Below are 26,243 nucleotides of genomic sequence, written 5' to 3' on the forward strand. Positions count from 1 at the left end.
AAACGACCAGGCTAAATGCCATAATCTAAGCCCACCCACCCACACAGCTTCCCAGAGAATGGGCTAACATTAACTTATGTAAATTAAACTCAGTTTTCACAAAAGGAGGGCAGGGCCCAGTGAATAAGCGGTGGCGCAATGCCGGTTTATATGTTTTGTTAACCATCGTGGTTTTAGCGTTGGCCACGGCCTTCTTTGATCGTCAACCCACGACTAAAGTGACTTGGCGATATAGCGAACTCATTCAGGAAGTCGAAAATCATCAGGTTGCCAAACTCAACATCAGCCCGGATCGAACCCAAGCCCAGGCCGTGACTCAAGATGGAACGCGCGTCCTCGTTAACCTGCCGCCGGATCCCCAACTCATTGACATTTTGACGGCCAATAACGTGGATATTTCCGTCATGCCGCAAAACAATGATGGCTTTTGGTTCCGGGCCCTTAGTAGTTTGCTTGTTCCAGTAGCCTTGCTTGTCCTGCTATTTTTCTTACTCCGGCGAGCCCAAGGGGGTGCAGGCAACCAGGCCATGAGTTTTGGCAAGTCCAAAGCCCGTGTCCAAATGGAACCGCAAACCCAAATTACGTTTAATGATGTCGCCGGGATTGACCAGGCCAAGCTGGAACTCACGGAAGTGGTGGACTTTCTTAAAAATGCCGATAAATTTACCGAAATTGGGGCCAAAATTCCCAAAGGTGTTTTATTGGTGGGGCCGCCGGGAACAGGGAAAACCCTCTTAGCCAAAGCTGTAGCTGGGGAAGCTGGAGTCCCATTTTTCTCCATCTCTGGGTCTGAGTTTGTCGAAATGTTCGTCGGGGTGGGTGCTTCTCGCGTCCGTGACCTCTTTGAACAAGCCAAATCCAATGCCCCTTGTATCGTCTTCATTGATGAAATTGATGCCGTTGGTCGCCAACGGGGTGCGGGTTTAGGCGGTGGTAACGATGAGCGGGAACAGACCTTAAACCAACTGCTGACCGAAATGGATGGGTTTGAAGGTAATACCGGCATTATCATCATTGCGGCCACCAACCGCCCTGATGTTTTAGATGCTGCCCTGATGCGGCCCGGCCGGTTTGATCGCCAAGTGGTTGTGGATCGCCCGGATTATAAAGGTCGCTTGGAAATCCTCAAAGTCCATGCCCGTGGGAAAACCCTGGCCAAAGATGTGGACTTGGATAAAATTTCCCGCCGGAGTCCTGGATTTACCGGAGCCGATTTATCTAACTTGCTGAATGAAGCGGCAATTTTGGCCGCCCGCCGCAACCTGACCGAAATCTCGATGGACGAAATTAACGATGCCATTGATCGGGTCATGGCGGGGCCGGAGAAGAAAGATCGGGTCATGAGCGAACGCCGGAAAACCTTGGTTGCCTATCACGAAGCCGGTCATGCCTTGGTAGGTGCGTTGATGCCCGATTATGACCCCGTCCAAAAAGTCAGCATCATTCCCCGTGGCCGAGCTGGTGGTTTGACTTGGTTTACCCCCAATGAAGAGCAAATGGATTCTGGCTTATACAGTCGGGCCTATTTGCAAAACCAAATGGCGGTGGCTTTGGGTGGTCGGATTGCCGAAGAAATTGTCTTTGGTGAAGATGAAGTCACCACTGGCGCGTCCAATGACCTCCAACAAGTCGCCCGGGTTGCTCGCCAGATGATTACCCGCTTTGGCATGAGCGATCGCTTGGGGCCTGTGGCTTTGGGTCGGCAAAATGGCAATGTTTTCCTGGGGCGTGACATTATGGCTGAACGGGATTTTTCTGAGGAAACTGCCGCCACGATTGATGATGAAGTCCGCAACCTAGTGGATCAAGCCTATCGCCGGGCCAAGGATGTTTTGGTGAGCAATCGCCATGTCCTCGATAAAATCGCTGAGATTCTGATTACTAAAGAAACCATTGACGCTGAAGAACTCCAGGAAATTTTGGACAATACCGAAGTCAAAATGGCGGCCATTGCTTAGTTACTTGCTTTTCTAAGGCCGAAACTCTAATTCTCAAGATTAACGGTGGGGTTTTATTGCTCTGCCGTTTTTTTATTTTGAGTATTCATAGGTTTCTTCACATCTGAGCTATTGAAGCATTGACTATACTGAAATTTACTGGGTTAATCACTTTTCAAGGAATACTAGATAGATAGATTCCGCTTCATCATGTTAGGTGTATATAGGATTAATCTCTTGTTAAGAGGACACAATATTGTGGCTGAGGCAGTAAATAATTCTGAACAATTTGTATACGATATGTGCTCAAAGTCATTTTTATCTTTGTGGAGTTACATTAATCCTCAAGGAAAAACATCAGACAAAGAGTTATGTGATGTATTAGTAGTATGTGATCCCCACGTAATTGTCATAAGTGTTAAAGACATTCAACTTAAGAAAACAGATAATCCAAGTGTTGATTGGAAGCGCTGGCAACGAAAAGCTATTGAAGCTTCAATAAAACAGATTAAAGGGGCTATCCGATGGCTTGATCAGTCAGAGTATGTCATCCAGAAAGATGGATCTCAGGGATTAAAGCTGCCATTACAGGGCGAAAGAATATATCACCGCATAGCAGTTGCTTTTGGCGGCAAAAGAGAAGTTCCCATCAGTTCTCATGCTGAGGAGGATGAGTTTTTTCATGTCTTAGATGAACAATCAGTTTTCCTGCTTCTTCGTCATTTAGATACCATAAGTGATTTTGCTAACTACTTAATTAACAAAGAAGCGTTTCTGTTTAATACCTCAACTATCATCAATGGTGGTGAGGAAAATCTGCTTGCAATTTACTTGCATAATGGTCGCCAGTTTCCCTCAGAAGTAGGCATGATGATCCTTGAAGATGATCTTTGGGAAGGAATAAGCAACAAACCTGAGTTCAAGGCAAAATTGCAGAGAGACACTGCAAGTTATGTCTGGGATAGATTGATTCAAATCTTGTGTCAAGGTGGATTCAACGGGGAAGACTGGCTCGGTCCAGATATGTCTGAGTCTGAACTAGCCATTCGTGTTCTCGTTAAAGAAAATCGGTTTTCAAGGAGGATGCTAGGCGGTGCTTTCAACGATTTTCTTGAACTCAGTAAGATGGGGCAACTAAGTTCTCGGTGTGTGCAATCAATAAGTGGTGTTGGATACGTTTTCTTTGCCTATGACAGTGACAGCACACTCGAAGAACGAAAAAGTGAACTTTGTGCCAGATGTTATGCTTCGCTGTGTCAATTCCAGGAGTGTTTTACAGTGATTGGTATTGGTGTCAATGTTCCAGGGCAGAAACCTAGACACGGATATTCAAGCGATCTCGTCTTCTTACAGGCTCAAAATAATCAATGGTCGGAGGAAGATGTAAGGCAAGCACAACATTATAGAGATAAATTTGGCTTTTTCAAGAATCCAAACAAAACGCATTGTCACGAAGATGAGTACCCTGTAACCGAGAATACTGACAACACCTAAAAATATTAATGTACCGAAATAAAGTTTAGTGTTCTGTTAGTATTTGAGTTCATAGTTGATGGGCCACCTGTATCACAACAGACTCGTAGGCATGAACGACTCAGGGCCTGGAACCTAGTGGTACGGCATTTAAGTCACTACTGCTCCCTTCAGAACCACCTTAGCCAAGGTCAGGAAATTTAATCCAGGGAGGATCAACCCAGGCCACGATCCCCTTAGGCAGAGGCGAAGATTGGCTATTCTTAGGAGCAAAAATGAGGTTCGAGATCACTTCGACGTGGTCAAACTGAGGTGTGATTTGAAATATATTCTGGAGGAAAGCCCGAATTAGACGGCGTTGGAGGGCAGGGTGCAGGGTTTGCAGTGGATTTACGGCCAGGCCGGGAATCGCCTCATTCACTATGGTTGTATAATGTTTCTGAGTTTCTTGATCTAAATAATCCTGCTCGGCCTGGCAGAGGGTGGCGGTTTGGGCGAGGACTCGATCGGCCTGGGGGTTAAAGTAATCTCGCAATTGGGGCATGATCTCCAGACGTAAGCGATTCCGGCGTAAGTTCAAGTTGGCATTGGTACTATCCAGCCAAATGTCCAGGCCTTGCTCCTGACAAAACTGGGCGGTTTCTGGACGAGTTAAATCCAGCAACGGGCGGACTAATTGGATATCGGGATAAGCACCACCTAAACTCCGGCTCCAGGCCATTCCCCCTAAGCCCCCCAGGCCAGTCCCACGGAACAGATGCAATAGCAGGGTTTCGGCCTGATCCGTTGCTGTATGGCCTGTGACAACATGGGTGCAACCCAATTCCCGCGCCAATTTGCCAAAAACTGTGTATCGCCAGGCCCGAGCTTGATTTTCACTGGTTAAGGGCTGCTCTGTGACTCGAACATGACAAGGGAGATCGAAACGATGACTAAGGGCCTGGACAAATTCTGCATTATCGTTAGCATCATCTCGCCAGCGGTGGTTACAGTGAATCACTTCTAGTCGCCAGGCCCAGTGGGGTTTGAGATCAACCAGTAGCTTGAGTAAACAGGCGGAATCTTGTCCACCGGAAACGGCAATTAAAATCCGTGCGGTGCTGGGGAGGAGAAGACGTTGGCGCAGGTTGGTATGGATACGGGCGTGGATATCTCCCCAGGCCTGGCTCATGGTTTACTTCCCAATGTCACCCTAGAAAAACCAACCGTAGGAATGCAGCCCCTTCCCTAATAAATTCACACCCAGGTAACAAACCCAAACCACCCCCAGACCACAGGTCGCAATAATTGCGGGTTTCCGCCCTTGCCAGCCTTTAGTAATCCGGGCATGAAGGTAAGCTGCAAATACTAACCAAGTAATCAAGGCCCAGGTTTCTTTCGGATCCCAGCTCCAGGGCGCACCCCAGGCCTCATTGGCCCAAACCGCTCCAGAAATAATCCCAATGGTTAACAGGGGAAAACCTAGGCCAATCATCCGGTAGCTGAGGTTGTCTAACGTTTCCGCCAAAGTCAGGCGTTGCAATCCCAAGGACACAGCGGTGGTGGCGGTCATCGCTGGAGTTAAAACCGCCGTCCCACCGGCCCCGCCATCAATCGTTGCTTCAGAATGAGACTCTGGCACAGGTGTTAAATTTGTTTTGGTTCCAAGAGCACGAAATCCCCCGGAACCGATGGAATTTCCCTTTAGCTCCACCGTCTTCCCCCGAGTCACGATTAGAAAGGCAATGGCCACCAACGCCCCGACCATCAATGTGGCATAACTGAGCATCATTACGCTAACGTGCATCATCAACCAATTGGATTTCAGGGCCGGAACTAAAGGAGCCGAGGTCTGCATTTCCGGGGGCAAAGTTAAGGTTGCAAAGGCCGCAATGCCCATTGCCAAAGGAGCCGTCACCACCCCGACTAGAGGATTCCCGCTCATACCCTCAGCAACTAAGTGCATTAGGGTGAGTCCCCAACAGAGGAAAAATAGGGATTCATAGAGGTTGCTAATGGGAAAATAGCCCCCCTCAATCCAGCGCGCGCCCAATAGGCCGACCAGGCCCAGATTTGCCAAGATCATTCCTGTCCGCCCCAGGCCAGCTAACCATTGTCCTTGCTGACGAAAGGCTGCCCCGACCCAATAGATCAGCATCGTGGCCAATAAAATCACAAAAACCGTATTATCAAGCCAGTTTTCAAGGGTAACTAAGTCCATGCCAGGGTTCCTGTATCAAAAGTGCTGCGGGAAGTGGGAAATCTCTGGGGGCCTGGGTAAGCTCACCTCAGAATCATCCCTATTTTATCTGGCATCCTCCCCAAATTTCAGCCAATTCCTGCCCCAAGCTTCTGCCCAAAATCCTAGACTAGATACTATGCCTTTATTCCAGTTCTTTCTGGGTCTTGCGAATGGTTTTGCTGCCTCAATCCCCAACCCACCCTACTCTTTATGACACTGATTTCTGGGCCTGGACACAAACCCAAGTCAAACTCCTCCAGGATCAGCAATGGGAGCATCTGGACTTACCGAATTTGATTGAGGAAATCGAATCTTTGGGCAGACAACAACGTCAGGAACTCCGGAATCGCCTCAGTGTCCTCATTGGGCATCTGCTAAAGTGGCACTTTCAACCGGAACAAAGAACTCGCAGTTGGGTCTCCACGATTCGGATTCAGCGCATTGATACCCTAGACCTTCTTGACGACAATCCCAGCCACAAACCCTACTTGGCACAGATCATTCCTAGAGTCTATGTAATGGGCTTAGAACTGGCGATTAAGGAAACTGACCTCCCCCCGGCTCATTTTCCTGAAAATTGCCCTTACGCCCTAGAGCAGATTCTAGACTCGAAATTTTTTTCTGGCGAACCATCTGAACTGTTAGCTAATTTTGAGAGATAACATACTAATGCCTGTTATGAGTATGATCAGCCCCTGGTTATCTGTCCTCTGTAGTTTTTAATGATTGGCCCATGACATTTCTCCCCTTTGGCTTTCAATCCCAGGCCCTGATTACTCCCTTGGGCAAGCTGATTTACTACACCCCCTATGCTGAAATTTGGGGCCAACCTAAACACCCCCAGAAGCTTTTATTTCTCCATAGTTTAGGGGGTGGTTCATCCCAGGCCGAGTGGGCCAGCATTTATCCAGCCTTTGCTAGCCGTTATCGGCTTTATGTCCCGGATTTAATCGGTTGGGGCGCGTCCGATCATCCGGTGCGGGATTACCAGGCCGGGGACTATTGGCAGATGCTGGAATTGTTGATTGAGCAAATTGGCGCGCCTGTGGCCGTGATTGCCTCCTCCTTAACCGCTGGCCTGGTGATCCGTTTAGCCATTCAAAAACCAGAGCTATTTTCAGGGTTATGTTTGGTTGGCCCCACCGGCTTTAGTGACTTTGGTAATGATTACGGGCAAGGTTTAGCGGCTCAGTTGGCCGGAACCCCAGGCCTGGATCAGCTAATTTATGCCCTTGGGGCGGGAAATTCTCTAGCAGTCAGGAACTTCTTAGAGCAGTTTATTTTTGCCCAACCGGAACGCCTCACCCCCGCCACTGTCAATGCCTATGTGGATTCTGCCCAACAGCCCGGAGCCGAATTTGCCGCCTTGGCCTCCTTACGGGGGGATTTATGTTTTGATTTGTCTCGCTACCTAGAACAACTGACGGTGCCGAGCATCTTGATCTGGGGAGAAGCCTCAAAATTTAACTCTGTTGAACTGGGCCAACGCCTCGCCGCTCTCAATCCCCAGGCCATTCAAGGGTTTTTCACCGTTCCCACCACTGGAGTCCTGCCCCACCTCGAACTGCCGGCCTCAGTCATTGCCTTGATCGAAGCCCATTTTCTTCCCTTGATCAGCAAATAATCCTGACAACACTGCCCCCGAATCCAGGTATTCTGAAGAAATACAAATCATCAGTTGGCATCATCATGGCAGACATTCAATTTATTCGGGGTATCAATGAAGAAATTGTTCCCGATGTCCGTTTAACTCGCGCCAAAGACGGCACCAACGGCAAGGCTTACTTTACCTTTGATAACCCCAAAATTGTCCAAGAAGGTAATTTGGAAATTAACGGGATGTATATGGTGGATGAGGAAGGGGAAATTGTTACTCGCGAAGTCAATGCCAAATTTATCAACGGCCAAGCCACGGCCATTGAAGCCACCTACACCATCCGCAGTGCCGCCGATTGGGATCGCTTTATTCGCTTTATGGATCGCTATGCAGCCACCCATGGCCTGGGCCTGAATCAGTCATAACCGAGGCAATCAATCTCAACTAACGGCGGGAGGGCAATATGGCTGAACAAGAACGCTTGCTGATGATGGCTGAAGATGAACTGACGCAGTACAGTACCGATGCCCGCAAAGTTGAAAAGCTCCGGCGCAAAATTGCCCTCTCGGTTCCTTTAGCAAAACAACGGGAAGTTAAAGACGCTTTAATGGCGGAATTTCCCACAGATTTTCTGAATCGCCTCATCCTCGAACAACGCCAAACAGTCGCCTTACCCTTTTGGGGCATTGCTGGCCTGGGGTTACTGTTGGGGATTTCTTGGCAACAACCCTTAGATTTTCTGGCTACGATCATTGGCGGTGGTATTGCTATTCTGATTCAACGCAAAGGCTGGCAACTGATGGCCAAACGTTTACTCATTCAAACCTTGGATGAACTAGATCCCCAATCCCAGACCCCGCCTAAGTCTGATTAATCTATATCTGTTTGCATTGCAAATAAAAAATAGTAGGTTGCAGGTTTTGGGGATCACAGGTTACGGCTATTCCTAATTAGCCCCTCCACAATCGAGGCATGGTGTTTTTGACATGGGACTCTTATCAAACTTAGGGTAGTGAAGGAACAGTCTCACGACTGACGCAAGAACCATAGGAGATGAAGATCGGGGTAGTTTGGCCTATCTTGAGACATCAGAATGTACCCACTGTAGCGTGACACCCACAGCGAGCGTGTATCGTTTCTCTAAATACTGCCAACGGAGCCGTAATCAGGATCCGTGTTTCTCAATCGTGACTTTAGACATCGGGGTAAATTTCGGGGTAAAACTACAACCCCAAACAACCCTTAACGGTCTTTGCTTGCTGTCTTATTGACAATATGACAATGACTTTCAGAGTTGCTTGGAACTCCCAAAAGCCTTACTATGTCCAGGTTCTCTAACCTATGGGCGATACTGGATTTGAACCAGTGACCCCTTCCGTGTGAAGGAAGTGCGCTACCCCTGTGCTAATCGCCCCATTGGGGAATCTGTTAATAACCCCCTATGCATAGCTTACAAGCAAAACGTCTCTAGGTCTAGGTATAAAAATCGCAAGAAATTAATCAGCCGACAACACTATCTTCAATGCATAACCAGAATGCCAGGAACACCTCTTTGCTCCAGGCCAGCCTTACCCAGAACCAGATTAATTCAGACAAAAACATGAGGGGCATCTTTAGTCGTCAGTATTAGCCCCCAGGCCCAGGTAGGTTTTACCAAGGTAGCGGCTGAGACGTTTTAAGGGATTGGTGACTTTTTCTGCATGATCCTCATCGGTTGTGGGGGGAAGTGCTGTCCCTAAGAAAGCCGTAAAGTCCTCATCGCTTAAGGAACCGGCCTGGTGCTTTTCAAAGGCCTCAACCACTGCCACCAAATCCGCTGCGGTAAAAGCAAAACCTTGGGATGTAGCAAATTCCGCCACCACTGGGGCCTGGGAACCCTTGAGAACCGCTGCTTCTTCAGCATCCAATTCCGACTCACAACTAATATTGCCATCCCCAACTCCCAGCAATGCTTCTAACTTGGCTTGGAGAGCTTCATCCTCAGCAGTTTTTTGCATAAAAAGTAGAATATTGGCTGTTGCCCTATCGGTCATGGATCACTCCTTACTTCGTGCAGATGTTTCGGGGGGTAAACTAAATCCAGGGAAGACCACTCTTAACCCATGGCCAAATTATGCCAAAACCAATTTGCAGCGTGTGTTCGATAGAACCTCATAAGGTTAAAAAAAGATTACGTTTATAGGGTGTTATTCATAACCAGTGACATCCTTCCTGCCATCATCAGATGATTTGCCTGCCCCCAATCCTCCTTTGGCCAAAGCAAGTTCTATAGGGTGGCGCGCACTGCTCTGAGAGAGTAGAAATGTTTAAAAGACTTCCCATCAAGCATTTTCTGACTAGTCCCCCTCTCACCCTAAAGTGAGTAACGCTATAGGATAGCCATGAAAGTTGTCGGCAGGAGTTGAGAACACTGATGGCAGAACTAGCAGTTGGGATGGTGCAAGTGTTAGGGTATCCCGCCGCCCTCAATGTTGCTGATGTGATGGTCAAGGCGGCCCAGGTGGTGTTGGTCAGTTGTGAAGGTATTGGCAGTGGCTATTGGACAGTGGTCGTGCGGGGAACAGTTGCCGATGTCCAGGCCTCGGTTCAAACTGCCCGCCATCTTGGTCAAGAGGTAAAGTCCTGGCAAGTCATTCCCCATCCACCAGGGAATTTAGCGGCGGTGTTACCCATTGCGGGGGGTGGGCGGGGCCTGGAAGACTATCTCTTGTAAAAAATATGGGGGAATTTGGCCGCTTTTAACCTGGATTGCCCCAGGCCAGGGGAGACTAGAAATGAAAATGTTTAGCCCATAGGTGCATTCCCCCATGTCAGGCGTACCTGTTCTTCAACTTTGGCGGAGTCATAACCCAGAACAGCGCATCTTAGCGGCGATTGATGTTGGGACTAACTCGATTCACATGGTAGTGGTGGACATTAATCCGACTTTACCCAGCTTTAAGATTATTGCGGCCCAAAAGGATACGGTTCGCCTCGGGGAACGCTGTGAACAAACAGGCCAACTGACTCCAGCCGCAATGGAACGGGCCCTAGGCTCCTTAAGACGCTGTCGCGAATTAGCCGATAGCCTCCGGGCAGAAGCCGTGATCGGTGTGGCGACTAGTGCAGTCCGGGAAGCTCCGAATGGCCTGGAGTTTTTACAACAGGTGCGAGATGAAACCGGCCTGGAGATTGCCCTCATTTCCGGGGTAGAAGAAGCCCGCCGGATTTATTTGGGAGTCCTCTCTGGCCTGGAATTTCAAGGGCAACCCCATGTGATCGTGGATATTGGGGGGGGATCAACAGAACTGATTCTGGGAGACGGCCATGAACCCCGCTACCTCAGTAGCACCAAAGTTGGGGCAGTCCGCTTAACGGATATGTTTGTCCAGAGTGACCCCATCTCTGAACGAGATTTTGAACGGTTGCGGGGCTATGTGCGGGGGATGTTAGACCGGGCGACGGAGGAATTGCGCTCCCATCTGAGGCCGGGGGAAGTTCCTAAGTTGGTCGGGACATCGGGGACGATTGAAAGCCTCATGAACCTGCATGTCTGGCAAACCTTAGGTCATGCACCCCCTTCCCTGCAAGGCTATACCCTGACCCAGGCCGATCTCAAAGGACTGATTCAAAAACTCCGCTCCCTCAACTACCCCCAACGCACCCAAGTTCCTGGAATGTCGGAAAAACGAGCTGAAATTATTTTGGCCGGGGCGGTTGTCCTCTTAGAGGTGATGAACTTACTGGAAATCAACAGTCTCAAAATCTGTGATCGGGCCTTACGGGAGGGGATTGTTGTTGATTGGATGCTCTCCCACGGTTTAATTGAAGACCGGCTTCGCTATCAAGGCTCAGTCCGGCAACGCAGCACGCTGGGGATGGCTCAAAAGTTCCGAGTCAACTTACCCTACAGCGAGCGAGTGGCAGCCTTTGCCCTCAGTTTGTTTGACCAGACCCAAGGAATATTACATCAGTGGGGTGAACTGGAGCGAGAACTACTTTGGGCCGCAGCAATTTTGCATAATTGTGGGCATTTTGTCAGTCACTCAGCCCATCACAAACATTCCTATTACTTAATTCGTAATGGGGGCCTATTGGGGTACACGGATACAGAAATTGAACTCATTGCCAACTTGGCCCGTTATCACCGTAAAAACACCCCCAAGAAAAAACATGAAAACTACCGTAATCTAACCAGTCGGGAACATCGCTTAGTTGTTGAGCAGTTAAGTGCCATTCTCAGGTTAGCCATTGCCCTTGATCGGCGACAGGTTGGGGCGATTCAAGATATTTCCTGCCGATGGCAATCAGAATCCCGAGAGTTTACCTTAATTTTACATCCCAGCAATGCCAATGATGCCTGTGAACTCGAACTGTGGAGTTTGAACTACAAAAAAGAGGCCTTTGAAATAGTCTTTAATCTCAAATTGGAGGCGCATTTAGAGCCATCTGATCCAGGGGTAAATACTCTAATTGAAGAAACGGTTACCCTTGCTTAAGGCTGATTTAAACCGGAGAAAATCTGGTTCACATCAATCATAAACAGCGGTTGAGTATTGGGAGCCTGTGTATCCATCATCAACGTGCTGACACAGTGGATATTTCCCAAGGAACGATAATGAGTGGGCAAGGGGGTAATGGCCTCTGGATTAATTCGAATTAGCTGGGGTGGGGCCTGAATTGGAATGCCCAGGAGTTCGAGATGAGTCATATCAGTGGCCTGGAGAATCAGAAGAAATTGATAAATAGTTTTCTTGATTGGGAGATTGTGGGGTAACAGAACGTTCTCAACATCAATCACAAGAACTTCCTGTTGTTGATAGTGAACCAGGCCAATGCCACGCCCAGCAGGATCACCATGGATAGTTGTTAGGGGAATGATCTTTAAGACCTGGGTAATTGGTAGAGCAAATTGTTGTTGGGCAATCTCAAACTGAAGCAATCGCTGGGTTGGGGCTTGCTCTGCCGTGGTGCGAGATTTCCGGCGGGATTTTAAGGAAGCAGTCAGAGCCATAACATCCTCTTAAATGACGAACATCAAACAGGTTGGGGTTGGGGGGAAGTGACTAGAGTCTTCAACGTAGCCAAGAGGTCAGCTTCACGGAAAGGTTTAGTGAAGTAAGCAGTTGCGCCTAAATTGATTGCTATTTGGCGGTGCTTCTCGCTACTCCTAGAGGTCAGCATCACCACAGGTAAGTTTTTCGGGATTTTTAAGTTTTTAGCATGGGACAAAAAGCCATAACCATCCAAGCGGGGCATTTCAATATCACAAATCACTGCTTGAGCAGAGAGGCCATTGCTGAGTAAATCCAGGGCTTCTTGACCATCCTTAGCTTGCTCGACTCGATAGCCCGCTTTTTCCAGAGTATTGGCTAAAAATCGGCGGACATTGATCGAATCATCCACAATCAAGACGGTTGTTTGTCGGCTCTGTCGAGATTGGCTGGAGACCAGGCCTGGGGATTTGGGTTTTAAGTTCGGGGCTTGGGATTGTTGGGTTTCGAGCCAGCGCCAGAGGCCATAGGTATCCACTAGCGGCACAATCCGACCATCACCCAAAATCGTACAGCCACTAAAGCCGGGGGGTAAGGGCAACGCGCTATCCACTTGCCGAATGGTTACTTCCTGTTCCCCCCAATAGCGTTCGGTTGGAATCCCGAGCAAATGGTCGCCTTGGGCAATGACAAGCAGGGTTGGCTGATCAATAATCGGGGCGGCTTCCATGGTAATCCGGGGACGGGGGCGGGGGAAGTTAAACCATTGCTCCAGTTGAATTAGGGGCATCAATAGGCCGTCCCAATCCAAGAGAGTCTGGCCCGCACTGTGTAACAGGTTTTCTGCTTCAAACAGGGTCATTTCTTCCACCGCATCTGTCGGGACGGCCACCAACATTCCGGCAATTTCCACCAGTAGCACCCGCACTACGGAAAGGGTAAACGGTACGGTAATTGTAAACGTAGTTCCCAGGCCAGGTTTGGTCTCCACCTGAATTTCACCCCGGAGTTTTTGTAGGTTTGTCCGCACCACATCCATGCCCACGCCACGCCCAGACAGTTCCGTTACCTGAGTGGCAGTGGTAAATCCCGGTTCAAAAATTAAATCTACCAATTCCCGTTCACTGGCCTGGTTTAGCATCATGGCATCTAAGCCCATCTCCAGGCCCCGTTGTTTAATTTTTTCCAGGTTAATGCCTTGCCCATCATCAGCAATTTGAATAATCGTTTGGCTGCCCCGATAGGCCGCACTAATGGCAATTTTGGCCGGATTGGGTTTACCCTGGGCGGTGCGCTCTGCGGGGGATTCGATGCCGTGATCAAAGGCATTACGGACCAGATGGAGGAGGGGATCTGCGAGGGCTTCTAAAATGGTTCGATCGACGAGGGTATTGCCGCCGTTAATCTCCAGTTGCACCTCTTTCCCATATTCATGGCAGAGATCTCGCACCATCCGAGGATAGCGATTGGCCAGATCAGCAAAGGGGCGCATTCGGACTTGGGTGAGGCGATTCTGCATTTGCTTGGCCGTGCGGTGTAAGTCCCGCTGAGTGCGCTCCGTATCTTCCAGGCCAATTTCGAGGTCGCTGGTAATTTCTTGGATTTGGACAATGGTTTCAATCACATCCTGAGACAACTGGTGTAGGGGGTTGTAGCGGTCAAATTCCAAGGCATCAAATTGATCCTGCCAGTGGGGGGCAATCTCTGACTTGGCTAATTTTTGCTGGAGATTAACAGTCGGGATCCCAAAGGTTTGGGTAGTGACGCGGTCATAGCCCTGGCGGAGTTGGAAGTTGGATTGCTCAAGGCGGCGAACTTTGTCCTTCAGAGCCTGCATCTGTTGTTGGAGGCGTTGAACGTGCAGGCCTAAGCCATTGCGCTCGATGGTTAATTCCCCAAACAAGTCTGCCAGTTCATCTAACTGTTTGACGGCGACGCGCACGGTTTTGTAGGCTGCGGCATTACCAGCAGATTCTGAGGCCCCTGGGGCTGGAGGGGCAAGCTCCCTGGACGGAATGGTCGGGTGGGCATGATCTGGCAACAAGCTGGGAGAAAATTCTAAAACCGGATCAAATTCCTGGCCATCCAGTGCGGCTTCGACATCGGCTAAGAGATTTTCCAGGCCTGCTAAGGCCGGTTTTGGCCCCACTTCTAGGAATGGTAAGGTTGCCTCAGATTGGTCGTGGGAAATGTCTAAGGGTTCGAGGCCGGGATAGTCTGGGACTGCATCTGGGGCAAAAAGGGCCTCGGCATCCAGGCCTAAATCTGAGAGTTCTGGGAGTTCTTCGAGGGCCATGAAATCGGTAGCCTTTGGCTGAGAGATAAACCGTTCGGGTAAGGCCTGGAATTGCCCAACTAAGACCATGGCCTGGCAGCGTCTCCAGCCTTGGACAATTTCGGTCGCGATGGCTGCCAATGGGTAGGGCTGATGCTCTAGGAGATTGCTCACCGAGGCGCAATAACTGATAAAGGCCGGCAGTTCCAGCATTTGCCCCAGGCCTTCAAGTTCTTGGGCAACAATTTTCAATTCCTCGAGCAAACAGAGTTGTTCGGGACTGGCCAAAACCGCCTCAAGTCGTTGTAAGCAGCCTTCCACTTCTGACTCGAACAGCAACGCCCGCATATCCCCACCCGCATCTTCCGACAGCAGGGCAATTTCACTTTCCGGTTGTAAATCCCCGAGCCGGGCCTGGAGTTGCTCAATCACCGGATCAACTTGGGTATTTAGCCAACTTTGTGGAGCAATCATCCCTTGCCGATTCAGAGAAATCAGATGTTGCAGACAATCTACGCCCCGGAGTAATTGCTGCTCCAAGTCGATCTCTACCGGAGTTCCGGCCCGGATCACTTTTAAGAAATCTTCCAGACGATGGGCTAGATCACTCAGTTGCGTAAACCCCATCATGGCGGCTCCCCCCTTGATCGAGTGAGCGGCCCGGAGAACCCCATCCACTCGGCCTCGATTTTGCCCATCTTGGCTGAGGCCCAATAGCCCCGTCTCCATGGCCTCGAGATAGTCTTGGGCTTCTTCCAAAAACTGTTGCCGGACAACTTCTTGCCCATCATTAGCGGGAATGAGTTGGGATTTAGGGGGAACCATGGCTTTAGCTGTCCTCTCTCACCGTAAAAGTATCCACCGAGGCCTGGAGTTTTTGGGCCACGGCCACTGTTCCTTCTAGGGATTCGGAAATTTGGCGGGAGGTATCGGACATCCCCTCGGAAACTTTGGCAATATCTTTCATCAGGGTGTTCACAGTCGTGGAAGTCCGGGTTTGGCTGACGGTGGTTTGGGAAATAGATTGCACCAATTCATCAATGGCCTGGGAAACGGTGACAATTTCTTCCAGGTTTTTCTTGGCTTCTTCCACTAGCTGTGTGCCTGTGACGACCTGACTCGTCCCTGTTTCCATGGCCATGACCACTTCATTGGTTTCCTGTTGAATCGCCTCGACAATTTGCTCAATTTCCTTCGTTGCTGCTGCCGAACGGGCCGCCAATTCCCCGACTTCCTCGGCAACCACCGCAAAGCCCCGCCCTTCTTCCCCGGCCCGGGCCGCTTCAATACTGGCATTAATGGCGAGTAGGTTGGTTTGGAGAGCAATTTGGTTAATCAGCGAAATCACTTTAGAAATCTGTTGGGAGGATTCCCCCAGACGTTTGACCTTTTTCGCCGTTTCCGCCACCGTTTCCCGCAGACTCAAAATGCTTTGCACGGTATCATCCATGGTTGAGCCACTGGTCTGGGCGGTTTCCGAGGCTTTACGAGCAACTTCGGCGGCTTGGTTGGCAGTGTCAGCCACAGATTGGATTGAGCGAGACATTTCTTCAACTGCACCCAACATCCGGTTGATTTTCTTGGCCTGGCGCAAAGAGTCATCGGCCAATTGCCGCATCGCCGTTTCATCTTCCCCCAGGGCCTGGTTGACTTGGGCGGTGGAGTCTTTCACCTGGATGACCACTTCCCGGAGGCTTTCAATCAGGGAGTTAAAAATGTCGGCAACCGTGCCAATCTCCCCCGCCGTAATGTCCGCTCGCACCGTCAGATCTCCTTGGGATGCCGCTTCCACTTCACTCAGGAGGTTAATAAGCTGGGATTGAATGCTTTCTGTGCGTTGTTGCTGCTGCCGGGCTAAACCCTCCGCCTCTTGTCGGGCGACTTCTGTTTGTTTCAGGAAGTTCAAGCGTTCTACAACCAGGCCAATTTGAGTGGCAAGTTGCCCAAAAAAGTCTATTTCCGACTGCTGCCAGGCCCGCGGCCCAGAACATTCATGGGCAATCAACAGCGCAACCAGCTTTTGCTCAACGATGATCGGGGCTACCAAATTTGCCCGTACCTTGAGCGGACTCAGTTGTTTGAGATGGCAGGGGGTTAAGCCAGCATTCAAAATATCGGGGGTGGCCTGAATTCGACCCTGGCTGTAGGCCTCAATCCAATTTTGACGAAAACAGGGGTCATCAATCCTGGTTTCTAAGGCAGCGGGCCAGGCCAGATCTACGGATTCCGCCACCACTGTCCCGACATAATCAGCGTCAAATTCATAAACAATAACCCGGTCTGTCTTCATGGCTTGACGGATAGCTGTGACAGCGGTTTGTAAGACCTCCTGCTCTTCGGTATAGGTTGCAAGGCGCAGAGTAATATCTCGCAACTGTTTCGCCCGCTCGGCCTCTTCGCTCTGTTGCCGCCGGGCTGCCTCGGTGGTATCCAGTAATTCGGCAATCTGGGCTGCCATTTCGTTGATGTTCACCCCCAGGCCAGTGATCTCATCATCTCCAGCCACCGCCACCCGCGTCCTCAGATCTCCCTGCCCCATTTTCTCAACCGCAGCCGTTGTCTCTAAAATCCGTTTTGTACCCCGTTGAGCGAAGTAGGCCGCAATCACCCCCACCCCTACGGCCGTCACCCCAATCCCAATCAGAAAGATCCAAAAAAGCTGACGGGTTGAGGCAAAGGCAACTTCTTGGTCGGTGGCTAGGGCGACTTGCCAATTCCCGGCTTTAACGGGTGCAGTCGCTAAAACCTGAGGAGTGCGATTCGTCCGTAGGGTTTCCAAGGCAACGGTTGGCTGGCCGGTGGCCTGAATCTGAGCAAAGTTAGCAAAGGCCTTACTTGCCGGTTGGTTAATTAAATCAGCAAGGGAGGACACAAAGACTGTGCCTTGCCGATCCACCAGGAGATAGTTACGGCCATTGCCAGCATAGTTTGCCACAAAGAAGTCCAAGCGATCGAGGGGAATCCGCAACCGGAGCACACCCACGATTCGGTTACTGACTGAATCCCGTACCGGCGCCGCCACAAAAACACCGACTGGCCGATCTGGTAAAGATAGGGTCGGCTCAACCGTCACCAAGGCCTGGCCAGTTTCGATGGCCGACTTAAAGTATTGATGATTTTGGAGAATATTGTTGGGCAGAGGTCTTCCCTGGGACTGAGCAACAACTGTGCCCCGCCCGTCTGTTGCAATCAAAGCCGCGCTGTCATAGGCTTCATAGGCGGTTACATAGCGATCTAACGTAGCCACCAGTTGGGAACTATTTTGGCGTTGTTGGGCATTGATGAGGGCTGGATTTTGGGAGAGAAGCCGAGCATCACTAACCCGGTCTCTGAGGAAAATCTGAAACTTGTCAGCAAAGTTAATCGCTGAATTTTTTTCAGTTGTCAGTGTTTGGTTGCTAATGGTGCGACTCCCCAGGCCAAAGGCAATAATCCCCACCCCCAAAACGGGTAAGACTCCCAAAGCAATACTGAACAACGTAAATTTTGTCCGCAAACTCCGCCGGGGAGACTGGTTTTTGCCAAGCCCCCGAGAACGTGGGGGTGAGGGTGGTTGTCCCGGTGGTGATGGGGTGCTGCGAGGGTGGTGTCCATGGCCATTGACTGTTTCTAAGTCATTTTGATAGGCATTGAGGACGGAATTGGGTAACTGGGGGAGGTCGGTGGGTTGGGGAGTAGGCCGTTGCGAGGTGGTCATAGTAGTTCCTAGTCAGGGTTAAAAATAAGTTTGGGTAATGGGTTTAAATTGAGGCATCCGGTAGAGACTGGGTAATGGCAGAGGCGGCCAACACCAAGAGAATCTCCTGATGGTTCAGACAACAGCCGCATAGATAGGGAATCAAGCCTGCAGCCACCGTCCCTACCGGAGATTGAATCGCCTCAGCTTCCAAACGCACCAGGCCCCGAATTTGTGGCACAGCTAAACCTAACGGTTTCTCCCCCTGAGGGCGGATAATCGCGACCGTTAATTGGGGAACCTCTAAACTCAAGGCGGGCAAGCCCAAGAGCAACGGTAAGTCAATCACCCAAATCACCCGGTTACGATGGTTTAACAGGCCCAAGACAACATTCGGCATATTCGGCATCACGGTGAGCTTAAAACCCGGCACGACTAACACTTCTTGGGTATCATCAGTAGCTAAAACAGCCGTGGTATCTGGGGTCAGTTGCAGGCGTAAATAGGGGTCTCCCAGGCGGCGTTGGGAGCGTTTTTCCCCCAGCCCTGGTAATTGCTCTAATCCCCCGATCAGGTTCACAGGTGCGGTTGTATTTCCCCTAGTTTGCATGAGCTTTGCCCAATTTCTCCATTAGGTCACTGATTTCACAGCCTTAACAATGTCATCTCGATTAAAAGGTTTCGTCACATAGGCATCAGCCCCTTGTTTCATTGCCCACAGCCGATCCAATTCTTGATTTTTGGAGCTACAGACAATAATCGGGAGTTTCTCGGTACCAGGATTTTTCTTCAGACTCCGGCAGAGTTCAAAGCCACTCATCCCCGGCATCACTACATCCGTAATCACCACATCCGGCCGGAGTTGGGTCGCTTTATCGAGGGCTTCCTTGGCATCACTGGCATTGATCACGGAATAGCCACTTTCTTTGAGATAACTGTTAATTAACTCCATCTCTGAAGGCGTATCTTCCACCACTAAAACCGTACTCATTCCCGCAACCTCAAAAAAATAAATTAGAAACCAAAGCTGTTCATCAAACCATCAACTTAACATTCAACATCACAACCGCCCCAATCCTGGCTCAACTGAGATATTGAAAGACCATTTTTAAGAGTTCCGATTGGGTAAATGGTTTAGTCATGTAATCTGTTGCTCCGACTAATTTGGCTTTGGCCCGATCAATCAATCCCGTATTGCCCGTGACCATAATGATCGGTGTGGTTTTCAATTGGACATGGTTGCGGATCACCCTACAGAACTTGTAACCATCAATATTGGGCATCCCGACATCAAGCAAAATTAAATCCGGTTGAATCCGCATCACCTCCATCAGCGCTTTAACCGAATCATTCAACGTGGTCACGGTAAATGTTTGATCGGACAAAAAGCGACTTAATTCTTGGAGCATCGTTGGGCTGTCATCAATACAGACAATTTTGAATTGCTTATGGGGGGCATCTAAACTAACTAAGCTGCGATCACTCCCTTCACTAATATCCTCTGGAGGAATAACCGGATCTATGGCCTGCGACTGGTGATCAAGACGCGGTAATAAGTCAAAGGGGGCTTGGGGTTCCCGCAGGAAAATTGTCCCATCTTGAATAAATGGATAGAGACTTTTGACAAGTTTTAATTCATTTTGGTTAGTAAGCACCGCCAAATGCCGAACACTGTAACCCCGGAGTAAGCTACCCAGTCGTTGTTGTTGCTCTAGAGTTAAGCGTTGATGACCACGAGTTTGGGTGAATAAATAGGGTCGTTGAAAGGGAGAGGTGACTTTATCCTGAAAGGCCCGCCAGTGATTGAGGGTTGTTTGGGCCCGGGTGATTAGCTCACTGAGGGGTAAGCTGGCCAAGATCAGCAAGGATGGGGCATTAATCAGTTCATGGTTTCCCGTGGTAATCAGCAAAAAGGATTCTAAAACTTCTAGAGCTAGATTTTGTAACAATGTCCCGGCTTGAGATGGCTCTAAGAATCCCTCGGCATTTAACCAACAAATCGCTTCGTAGCTGGCCGTTGGTCCCCCTAAGGCTTCAAACTGGGTACGGGCCTGGGTACGGACTTCTCGATTCAAGGCGGGGATGGTATGACTGAGACGGCGTAAGTGACGTTCCAAGCGATCAAAAGGATCAATGCTATGGGTGGCAAAAAACAAATGCCCGGCCTGGAAATAAAATGACCATGTCACCCCCTGGCTTTGAACAGCTAAACAACCCGAACTCCCCGAATCTAATAATTGCTGGAGTAAACTCGTTGGCTGAACTGCCATTGATTTTTTAGGAATAGACTGTACCATCAGAACACCGCATATTGGCAAGTCAAAAGACTATAACTCAGTGGAAACAGCATCTTGTCTGAGGCAAAATTACCAGAGACGTAATGTTGTCATTATTCCCAAGCAAGGAGGGTGATCAATTCATATCCCCCAAATCCAACTTCATCAACATCAAACACACAAGAAAGGGAAAATTGATGCATAACCCAGACTTAACTAGGCCTGGTTTCCTAAGAGGCGGATTAATCAATACCTAGCCTCACTCATGGCCATCAGGTAAGTAATTATTAAGAAAATCTAAATAACCACTTCATGTATAGCGAGCTACGGGGGGCATTTTTCAGTATCTTAACTAATCTTGACATTGATTAAAATTTCGAGATGTGAATATACCACAGCCTTACATAGACAACTCTCCAGGCCAACAGTCACCCTATCTATGTATGGAAACCGGATCAATAACCCAAATTTAAAATGGCATCTTCTTGATGAGTTGTAATCACGCTATCGGAGGTTGGATAAGCCGCGCAGATCAACGCAAAACCAGCTTTTAACTCCTGGGCTTTCAGAAAGGTGTGATCAGACTGATCCAACGTTCCGCTGACAATTCGAGCCGCACAAGTGACACAGGCCCCAGCCCGACATGAATAGGGCAAGTCAACCCCCTGTATTTCAGCCGCATCCAAGATGTATTCATCGGCTGGCACTTTAATTGTTTTCCGCAAGCCCCGTGCTTCATTCACTAGGGTGACGCTATAAACCCGACTGTGATCTCGTTTCATGAAACTTCTCCAAACTGTTAGATAGCCGTAACGAAAATGGTGCTGAATGTCCCATCTGAAGCATCAAGCATCCCCAAGGCAGGTATCACAAATTAATTCCCACTCTGCATTAATACTTATGACCCTAATTAAAAACACTAATGATGATGTCAGCGATACCTAAATTATGACTTGACTGTCTAACCCCTCCTTAAGCAAAGAGCAGTTCATCATTCCTGCGGCAAATTAGGATAAAAATTTACGAGTGCTGAAAGATATCAACCCCTCAGAGCCAGATGATTCCCCAAAGCAGACAAAATACTTAACTAATTCACCCTAAAAGTATCATGATTTCCTGGGAACGGGATCAGAATTATTTGTAAAACTTAATAATCATTCTAATAAACATCGCTTATGTTAGTGTTCAACTGTGATGTGAACTCTATTGATCCCTGGCAATCTTGAACATCCTATGAGTCCAAATTCTTTTAGAGTTGCTGCCTCAGCGGATGGAGGAATAATTCCATAATTCCTTTGTTTGCGTCCCAAGCCCAACGTTCTAATTCCCCTAATCCCCTTGGGGTAATTCTTGCCAGAGAGTGGTTGTCTGCCGCAGACTGCAAAATTCTCCCTGTCCCAAAATCAAATGATCCAAAATTGGAATGCCTAATAATTGCCCACCTGCGAGTAACTGGCGAGTCAAACTGAGATCCGCCTGACTGGGATCAAGGTTGCCTGAGGGATGATTATGGGCAATCACCATCCGATTTGCGCCTCGCCGGATGACTTCCCGAAAAATCTCCTTGGGATGGGCGATGGTTTCAGTAGCACTGCCAACACTGATAATGTGATGCCCTAAGAGCCGATGCCGCACATCCAGCAACAACACCCCAAATCGTTCCGTTGTCTCCCACATCATCTCCTGGGATAAAACGGCAGCCGCTTGACTCGGTTCGCTAATAATGGCTTGTTCCCCAGGCCGGGCCTGGAATACCCGCTTCCCCAACTCTAGAGCCGCCAAAATTGTAGTTGCCTTGGCTGGCCCAACCCCTGGAATCTGCATTAATTCCTCTGGTGTAATATCCCGCAGGGTCAGGAGCGGATCCGGCTGGTTCTGGCTGAGTTTTTGAAGCATATATTGCCCCAATCCCACCGCCGATAGTTTACCCGGTCCCTGCCCTGTGCCCAAAAGAATAGCAATTAACTCAGCCGCCGTTAAAGACCGAGAGCCTTGGGTCATCAACTTTTCCCGCGGCCGATCACTGGAGGGTAAATCAGCAATGCGCAAATGGTAGGTCATCCTTGCCCGCACCGTGAGACAGATTTTCTCCAAAATATCCTGAAAATCTGCGGGTGAGTTCCGCTGGGCAGTCGGGATGAAGCACCTTGATAGTTACTATGGTAATCATAAAAAAAATTTTTAAGACTTAATCCAAAGTTAATTGGCTGATTACCTTAACTAAGCCCAAGAAATGGTAGGTTCATATTGATGTAGTGGGTAGAGTTTGGGCAAGGCTCCTACGCCACCATCAATCTCTGGAGTAATGCAGCTATTGATCGCTTTTTGATGAGTGCCAGTTCAAATAATCTCTGTTAATTGTCTCAATAACTGATTCAAATTTTAGCAAATTATTGCATAAAGCTCTCATTAAGCTATGCTGTAAAAAGTTCATTGCGTCCCTGAGGATTATTCTTTGCCCAGTTTTAGACTAAGTGGTGTTATTGCATAAAACTCTCCATCTGAGAGTTGAGTGTATTGAGGAGTGTTCAAGGAGAAATCTATGTCCCGTATTTTGTGGAAGCTACTAGCCACGACTCCAGTCCTAGCCTTGGGTGTGGGAAGTGGTGTTTATGCAACCGAAGCTAACTCAAGCCTTTTACAACTAACCCCTGGGGAATTAAATTCTGCCCCCACCAGCCTAACCACATTGCCAGCGCAGCCTGTAGTTAATCTGGCCCAGAACCTGCCCACAATGCGTTCTGCCCCTTCTGTTTCATCACTAGAAGCCGATCCATTGGCTGGTACTCTTGCCCCCGCCCCCACATCAACTCAAACCCAAACCCAATCGGCTGTTGGCACACGCTCACGACAGTCAATCCCCCAAGTCACCTCTGTGAGCCAGTTGTCTGATGTCCGCCCTACGGATTGGGCCTATCAAGCTTTAGCCTCCTTAGTTGAGAAATATGGCTGTATTGCGGGTTATCCAGATGGTACATTCCGCGGTAATCGTGCTCTAACCCGTTATGAAATGGCTGCGGCTCTCAATGCCTGCTTGGATGTGGTCAGTGATCGGTTTGCAACTAAAGAAGACTTGGCAGCCCTGCAACGCCTGGCCCAAGAATTTGCCAACGAACTAGCCTTGGTCAAGGGTCGGGTTGATAATCTGGAAGGCCGGACTTCCAACCTAGAAGCCACTCAGTTTGCAACCTTGACAAAGTTAAATGCCACTGTCATCTTCAACACCTCTGATATCTTGAGTGGACAAGTGGCTAACCCACCTGGAACCGGACCAGGTGGCAGTAGTTTGGCAGGACGTAACATTGTTGACAACACAGTTGTTAGCAATCGTGTTCGTTTAAACTTTGATACTAGTTTTACTGGTTCTGATTTACTGCGCATTCGTATTCAGTCTGGCAATGTCGTGAACTACTCAGCCTTGAGCCCATCTGGCTCTAGTGGTGGCATTCTTAATGCCTCTGGTTTGGCGGGAACAAATGCTGCTCGGTTGGCTTATGACGGAACAACTAATGGATTTGAGCTACACAAGTTGTTCTATCGCTTCTCACCGGTGAAGAACCTAACAGTAATCGCTGATGCCAATGCCGGGGCCTACGAAGATAATATGTTTACCTTCAACCCCTTTTTCCAATCAAGTGATACGGGTGCTTTATCTCGGTTTGGGCGGTTCAACCCGATTTATCGTATTTACGGTTCTAACCCTGCTGGAGCTACAATCAACTACAAATTCGCTGAAAACAAGGAAGCTGGCACAAGTGCTGACTTCACCTTGGCCTACTTGGGTGGTGGTACGAATACAGCAAGCTTTAACCGTAGTCCCGCCAACCCTAACCCCCCTGGAGGTCTCTTTGGTGATTCCTTTAGTGCGTTAGCTCAGATTTCTGTTCGCCCAATTAAAGATCTCGCCTTAGGTGTTACCTACGTTCGAGCCTTTGGGGTTGATCCTAGTGGCGGCACAGGAACATCTGGCTATACTGGGGCAGCTAACAATCCAACTGGTTCCGCTACTGCTACGGGTGGAGTTGGTAATGTTACCTCGGATAACGTTGGTTTCCAATTCACCTATAAGGTTATTCCTCAGTTCACCCTTTCTGGTTGGGCTGGCTATTCCAGCGTGAATCAGTCCCAAGGTTCCAACGTTGGTCGGAATGCTTCCTTAGTGAACTGGGCAATTACAGCTGCTGCACCTGATTTGTGGCAGAAGGGTGACGTGGCTGGTTTGATCTTTGGGCAACCCCCCCAAACCATCAGCACTAATTACACGGTTAACAATGGTGTGACTGCCTTTAATATGTACCACTTGGAAGGCTTCTATCGGTTCCAAATGAGCCGGAACATCTCCGTTGCCCCTGGGATCATTACCATCTTTAATCCCAACAACAATACGGCTAATGCTCCTATTGTTCTTGGGGTAATCCGCACAACCTTCCAGTTCTAATCTGGGATTGTTTGTTAAGACCTAGCTAAAACTTAAAACTTGAGGGGCCTGCGGGCCTCTTTTTTTATGTCAACTTCCATCTATTAAGGATCATTGGGGAGAAACCCCCAGGCCAGAGCGGGAATATCCCCTACTAGTGATCCCCGTCCGAGCCTGATGATAGAGATCAAGGGTTTAGAGGTTATGGGTTATGGACTACATTTATCATCTCAGCAATGCGAGTCTGACCCTGAGAATTGTTCAATATCTGCATGAATATGCCAATTTACCGATGCAGTTCATGACTGTGATTCATCAGGTAGATGGCTGGGTTGTCCGGGTAACGATGGCAATTCCCTTAACTGCCCAACAAGAAGGGGATTTTCGGGCTTACTTGAATGAGTTGGGATTTCCTTACACGCCAAGTATTTCCTTAAAAATGGCCTTGTGGGCTCTGGAAACGGGGCAGTCCATGGTTGAGGTGATGCGGCGCTATCAGGTGGCGATTGTTTCCCACGGGCGGCCGGATCGAGCCGATATTGAAGAGTTTCGGAAGCAGTTTATCCAAGGCCTGGGCTATTGTCCGGAAACTTTGGCCTAAGAGTTGGTTATCGTAGAGAGTGGAGGCAGGAATTCACATTAAAGTATATGTATCCAAGCGTTAATGCTCAAAAGCCAGAGTACTTGATGCAAGCTTTGGGGAGAAACACTCATGGGCCTGTCCATATTTACTTGACCAAAGAAATGAGATACAAGTCCCGCACTTTAGGACGGCTTTGAATAAATCTATTGTCATTTATTCAAAGTGCTAAAATAGTAAGATGTTGAATCTTACTTACGAATACAAACTCGATCCAAGTGAAGCTCAAATTGCTGTTTTTGAGCAGTGGCTTTAAATATGCCGTAAGGTGTATAACTTTGCATTGGCAGAACGGAAGGATTGGGTCAATAGTCGTAAGTGCAACATCAACAGTTGTAGTCTCAAAAAAGAGTACATTCTTCCTCCTGATGCCCCTCGTCCGACCTTTGCAACTCAATGCAAATCTTTGGCAGCGGTAAAGAAGGAACTACCCGAATTGAAACTTCCCCACACTCACGTTTTGCAGCAAGTTCTCCGCACACTTGAAGCGGCTTTCGTGGCAATGTGGGAACGTGGGCATGGGTTTCCCAGGTTCAAGAAACAAATGCGCTCTTTTGTATTTCCGTAACTCAATACCAGACCAATTCAAGGTGAGTATTTGGGCTTACCCAAGATTGGATTGGTGAAGTTTCGGATGTCCCGACCAATTCCAGACGGGTTTGTATTGAAGCAAATCCGAGTAGTAAAACGGGCATCGGGATACTACAGCATTTTTCATGACTAGTTGGCACAGTAGCAACAGTGGGTAAAATAATTTT

General features: G+C 48.9%; 21 protein-coding genes, 1 tRNA gene and 1 pseudogene. 11 read left to right on the plus strand and 12 right to left on the minus strand.

Going from position 1 to position 26,243, the window contains the following annotated elements; translation table 11 throughout:
- Window positions 1–119 precede the first annotated feature (119 nt).
- Window positions 120–1,958 (plus strand): ATP-dependent zinc metalloprotease FtsH3, encoded by a 1,839-nt coding sequence (gene ftsH3 / locus RIF25_RS14225; RefSeq protein ID WP_322879191.1) that lies wholly within the window; start codon window positions 120–122, stop codon window positions 1,956–1,958.
- 237 nt (window positions 1,959–2,195) lie between these two features.
- Window positions 2,196–3,431 (plus strand): hypothetical protein, encoded by a 1,236-nt coding sequence (locus RIF25_RS14230; RefSeq protein ID WP_322879192.1) that lies wholly within the window; start codon window positions 2,196–2,198, stop codon window positions 3,429–3,431.
- A 160-nt stretch (window positions 3,432–3,591) separates the two neighbouring features.
- On the opposite strand, the gene tilS is transcribed toward RIF25_RS14230, so the two are convergent.
- Both tilS and ccsB read right to left on the minus strand, forming a co-directional pair.
- Window positions 3,592–4,581, minus strand: coding sequence for a tRNA lysidine(34) synthetase TilS (gene tilS / locus RIF25_RS14235; protein WP_322879193.1), 990 nt, complete (start codon window positions 4,579–4,581; stop codon window positions 3,592–3,594).
- Between the two features lie 21 nt (window positions 4,582–4,602).
- Entirely contained in the window at window positions 4,603–5,610 is a 1,008-nt protein-coding gene (ccsB, locus tag RIF25_RS14240) for a c-type cytochrome biogenesis protein CcsB (RefSeq protein WP_322879194.1), read from the minus strand.
- Between the two features lie 191 nt (window positions 5,611–5,801).
- Between ccsB and RIF25_RS14245 the strand changes: the two genes are divergently transcribed.
- The 4 genes from RIF25_RS14245 (at window position 5,802) to RIF25_RS14260 (ending at window position 8,102) form a co-directional block, all read left to right on the plus strand.
- Entirely contained in the window at window positions 5,802–6,293 is a 492-nt protein-coding gene (locus RIF25_RS14245; protein ID WP_322879195.1) for a DUF29 domain-containing protein, read from the plus strand.
- 71 nt (window positions 6,294–6,364) lie between these two features.
- Window positions 6,365–7,255 (plus strand): alpha/beta fold hydrolase, encoded by an 891-nt coding sequence (locus tag RIF25_RS14250; protein ID WP_322879196.1) that lies wholly within the window; start codon window positions 6,365–6,367, stop codon window positions 7,253–7,255.
- 62 nt (window positions 7,256–7,317) lie between these two features.
- Window positions 7,318–7,653, plus strand: coding sequence for a photosystem II reaction center protein Psb28 (gene psb28 / locus RIF25_RS14255; RefSeq protein ID WP_172636078.1), 336 nt, complete (start codon window positions 7,318–7,320; stop codon window positions 7,651–7,653).
- 38 nt (window positions 7,654–7,691) lie between these two features.
- The gene (locus RIF25_RS14260; protein WP_322879197.1) at window positions 7,692–8,102 is read left to right on the plus strand and encodes a hypothetical protein; all 411 of its coding nucleotides are present in this window, start codon (window positions 7,692–7,694) and stop codon (window positions 8,100–8,102) included.
- Between the two features lie 468 nt (window positions 8,103–8,570).
- Here the strand turns inward: RIF25_RS14260 and RIF25_RS14265 are convergent.
- Both RIF25_RS14265 and RIF25_RS14270 read right to left on the minus strand, forming a co-directional pair.
- A tRNA-Val gene (locus RIF25_RS14265) sits at window positions 8,571–8,642 on the minus strand.
- A 199-nt stretch (window positions 8,643–8,841) separates the two neighbouring features.
- Window positions 8,842–9,261, minus strand: a complete 420-nt coding sequence (locus tag RIF25_RS14270; RefSeq protein WP_322879198.1) for a hypothetical protein — start codon at window positions 9,259–9,261, stop codon at window positions 8,842–8,844.
- Between the two features lie 380 nt (window positions 9,262–9,641).
- Here RIF25_RS14270 and RIF25_RS14275 point away from each other — a divergent pair, with 380 nt between their 5' ends.
- Both RIF25_RS14275 and RIF25_RS14280 read left to right on the plus strand, forming a co-directional pair.
- On the plus strand, window positions 9,642–9,941 hold the full coding sequence (locus RIF25_RS14275; protein ID WP_407682437.1) for a BMC domain-containing protein: 300 nt from the start codon (window positions 9,642–9,644) through the stop codon (window positions 9,939–9,941).
- Window positions 9,942–10,035: 94 nt separating this feature from the next.
- Window positions 10,036–11,706 (plus strand): Ppx/GppA phosphatase family protein, encoded by a 1,671-nt coding sequence (locus tag RIF25_RS14280; RefSeq protein WP_322879199.1) that lies wholly within the window; start codon window positions 10,036–10,038, stop codon window positions 11,704–11,706.
- On the opposite strand, the gene RIF25_RS14285 is transcribed toward RIF25_RS14280, so the two are convergent.
- From RIF25_RS14285 to radC, 8 genes are all read right to left on the minus strand, one after another.
- Window positions 11,703–12,221: a chemotaxis protein CheW gene (locus tag RIF25_RS14285; RefSeq protein WP_322879200.1), complete on the minus strand. Its 519-nt coding sequence runs from the start codon at window positions 12,219–12,221 to the stop codon at window positions 11,703–11,705. The two genes, RIF25_RS14280 and RIF25_RS14285, sit on opposite strands and share 4 nt — an antisense overlap.
- Window positions 12,222–12,244: 23 nt before the next feature.
- The gene (locus RIF25_RS14290; RefSeq protein ID WP_322879201.1) at window positions 12,245–15,301 is read right to left on the minus strand and encodes a hybrid sensor histidine kinase/response regulator; all 3,057 of its coding nucleotides are present in this window, start codon (window positions 15,299–15,301) and stop codon (window positions 12,245–12,247) included.
- A gap of 4 nt (window positions 15,302–15,305) precedes the next feature.
- The gene (locus RIF25_RS14295) at window positions 15,306–18,173 is read right to left on the minus strand and encodes a methyl-accepting chemotaxis protein (RefSeq protein ID WP_322879202.1); all 2,868 of its coding nucleotides are present in this window, start codon (window positions 18,171–18,173) and stop codon (window positions 15,306–15,308) included.
- Window positions 18,174–18,216: 43 nt separating this feature from the next.
- Entirely contained in the window at window positions 18,217–18,762 is a 546-nt protein-coding gene (locus tag RIF25_RS14300; RefSeq protein ID WP_322879203.1) for a chemotaxis protein CheW, read from the minus strand.
- A gap of 21 nt (window positions 18,763–18,783) precedes the next feature.
- Entirely contained in the window at window positions 18,784–19,143 is a 360-nt protein-coding gene (locus tag RIF25_RS14305) for a response regulator (protein ID WP_015124094.1), read from the minus strand.
- A gap of 91 nt (window positions 19,144–19,234) precedes the next feature.
- A complete protein-coding gene (locus RIF25_RS14310) occupies window positions 19,235–20,422 on the minus strand; it encodes a response regulator (RefSeq protein ID WP_322879204.1) in 1,188 nt (395 codons plus the stop codon).
- Between the two features lie 461 nt (window positions 20,423–20,883).
- The gene (locus RIF25_RS14315; protein ID WP_322879205.1) at window positions 20,884–21,210 is read right to left on the minus strand and encodes a 2Fe-2S iron-sulfur cluster-binding protein; all 327 of its coding nucleotides are present in this window, start codon (window positions 21,208–21,210) and stop codon (window positions 20,884–20,886) included.
- A gap of 547 nt (window positions 21,211–21,757) precedes the next feature.
- A complete protein-coding gene (gene radC / locus RIF25_RS14320) occupies window positions 21,758–22,489 on the minus strand; it encodes a RadC family protein (RefSeq protein WP_322879206.1) in 732 nt (243 codons plus the stop codon).
- Between the two features lie 481 nt (window positions 22,490–22,970).
- Between radC and RIF25_RS14325 the strand changes: the two genes are divergently transcribed.
- The 3 genes and pseudogenes from RIF25_RS14325 to RIF25_RS17390 all read left to right on the plus strand — a co-directional run.
- Complete coding sequence (locus tag RIF25_RS14325) at window positions 22,971–24,866, plus strand: iron uptake porin (protein ID WP_322879207.1); 1,896 nt, start codon at window positions 22,971–22,973, stop codon at window positions 24,864–24,866.
- Window positions 24,867–25,056: 190 nt separating this feature from the next.
- Window positions 25,057–25,446, plus strand: a complete 390-nt coding sequence (locus tag RIF25_RS14330; RefSeq protein ID WP_015124099.1) for a hypothetical protein — start codon at window positions 25,057–25,059, stop codon at window positions 25,444–25,446.
- A 220-nt stretch (window positions 25,447–25,666) separates the two neighbouring features.
- Window positions 25,667–26,194 (plus strand): annotated as a pseudogene (locus RIF25_RS17390) (RNA-guided endonuclease InsQ/TnpB family protein); the annotation flags it as partial.
- Window positions 26,195–26,243 lie beyond the last annotated feature (49 nt).

Origin of the sequence: Pseudocalidococcus azoricus BACA0444 (genome assembly GCF_031729055.1) — a bacterium.
Classification (GTDB): domain Bacteria; phylum Cyanobacteriota; class Cyanobacteriia; order Thermosynechococcales; family Thermosynechococcaceae; genus Pseudocalidococcus; species Pseudocalidococcus azoricus.

Coding starts and splice junctions, on each gene's coding strand:
- tilS (WP_322879193.1), bottom strand. CDS start 4,581: ATGAGCCAGGCCTGGGGAGATATCCACGCCCGTATCCATACCAACCTG.
- ccsB (WP_322879194.1), bottom strand. CDS start 5,610: ATGGACTTAGTTACCCTTGAAAACTGGCTTGATAATACGGTTTTTGTG.
- RIF25_RS14245 (WP_322879195.1), top strand. CDS start 5,802: ATGGTTTTGCTGCCTCAATCCCCAACCCACCCTACTCTTTATGACACT.
- RIF25_RS14250 (WP_322879196.1), top strand. CDS start 6,365: ATGACATTTCTCCCCTTTGGCTTTCAATCCCAGGCCCTGATTACTCCC.
- RIF25_RS14260 (WP_322879197.1), top strand. CDS start 7,692: ATGGCTGAACAAGAACGCTTGCTGATGATGGCTGAAGATGAACTGACG.
- RIF25_RS14270 (WP_322879198.1), bottom strand. CDS start 9,261: ATGACCGATAGGGCAACAGCCAATATTCTACTTTTTATGCAAAAAACT.
- RIF25_RS14275 (WP_407682437.1), top strand. CDS start 9,642: ATGGCAGAACTAGCAGTTGGGATGGTGCAAGTGTTAGGGTATCCCGCC.
- RIF25_RS14280 (WP_322879199.1), top strand. CDS start 10,036: ATGTCAGGCGTACCTGTTCTTCAACTTTGGCGGAGTCATAACCCAGAA.
- RIF25_RS14285 (WP_322879200.1), bottom strand. CDS start 12,221: ATGGCTCTGACTGCTTCCTTAAAATCCCGCCGGAAATCTCGCACCACG.
- RIF25_RS14290 (WP_322879201.1), bottom strand. CDS start 15,301: ATGGTTCCCCCTAAATCCCAACTCATTCCCGCTAATGATGGGCAAGAA.
- RIF25_RS14295 (WP_322879202.1), bottom strand. CDS start 18,173: ATGACCACCTCGCAACGGCCTACTCCCCAACCCACCGACCTCCCCCAG.
- RIF25_RS14300 (WP_322879203.1), bottom strand. CDS start 18,762: ATGCAAACTAGGGGAAATACAACCGCACCTGTGAACCTGATCGGGGGA.
- RIF25_RS14305 (WP_015124094.1), bottom strand. CDS start 19,143: ATGAGTACGGTTTTAGTGGTGGAAGATACGCCTTCAGAGATGGAGTTA.
- RIF25_RS14310 (WP_322879204.1), bottom strand. CDS start 20,422: ATGGCAGTTCAGCCAACGAGTTTACTCCAGCAATTATTAGATTCGGGG.
- RIF25_RS14315 (WP_322879205.1), bottom strand. CDS start 21,210: ATGAAACGAGATCACAGTCGGGTTTATAGCGTCACCCTAGTGAATGAA.
- radC (WP_322879206.1), bottom strand. CDS start 22,489: ATGACCTACCATTTGCGCATTGCTGATTTACCCTCCAGTGATCGGCCG.
- RIF25_RS14325 (WP_322879207.1), top strand. CDS start 22,971: ATGTCCCGTATTTTGTGGAAGCTACTAGCCACGACTCCAGTCCTAGCC.
- RIF25_RS14330 (WP_015124099.1), top strand. CDS start 25,057: ATGGACTACATTTATCATCTCAGCAATGCGAGTCTGACCCTGAGAATT.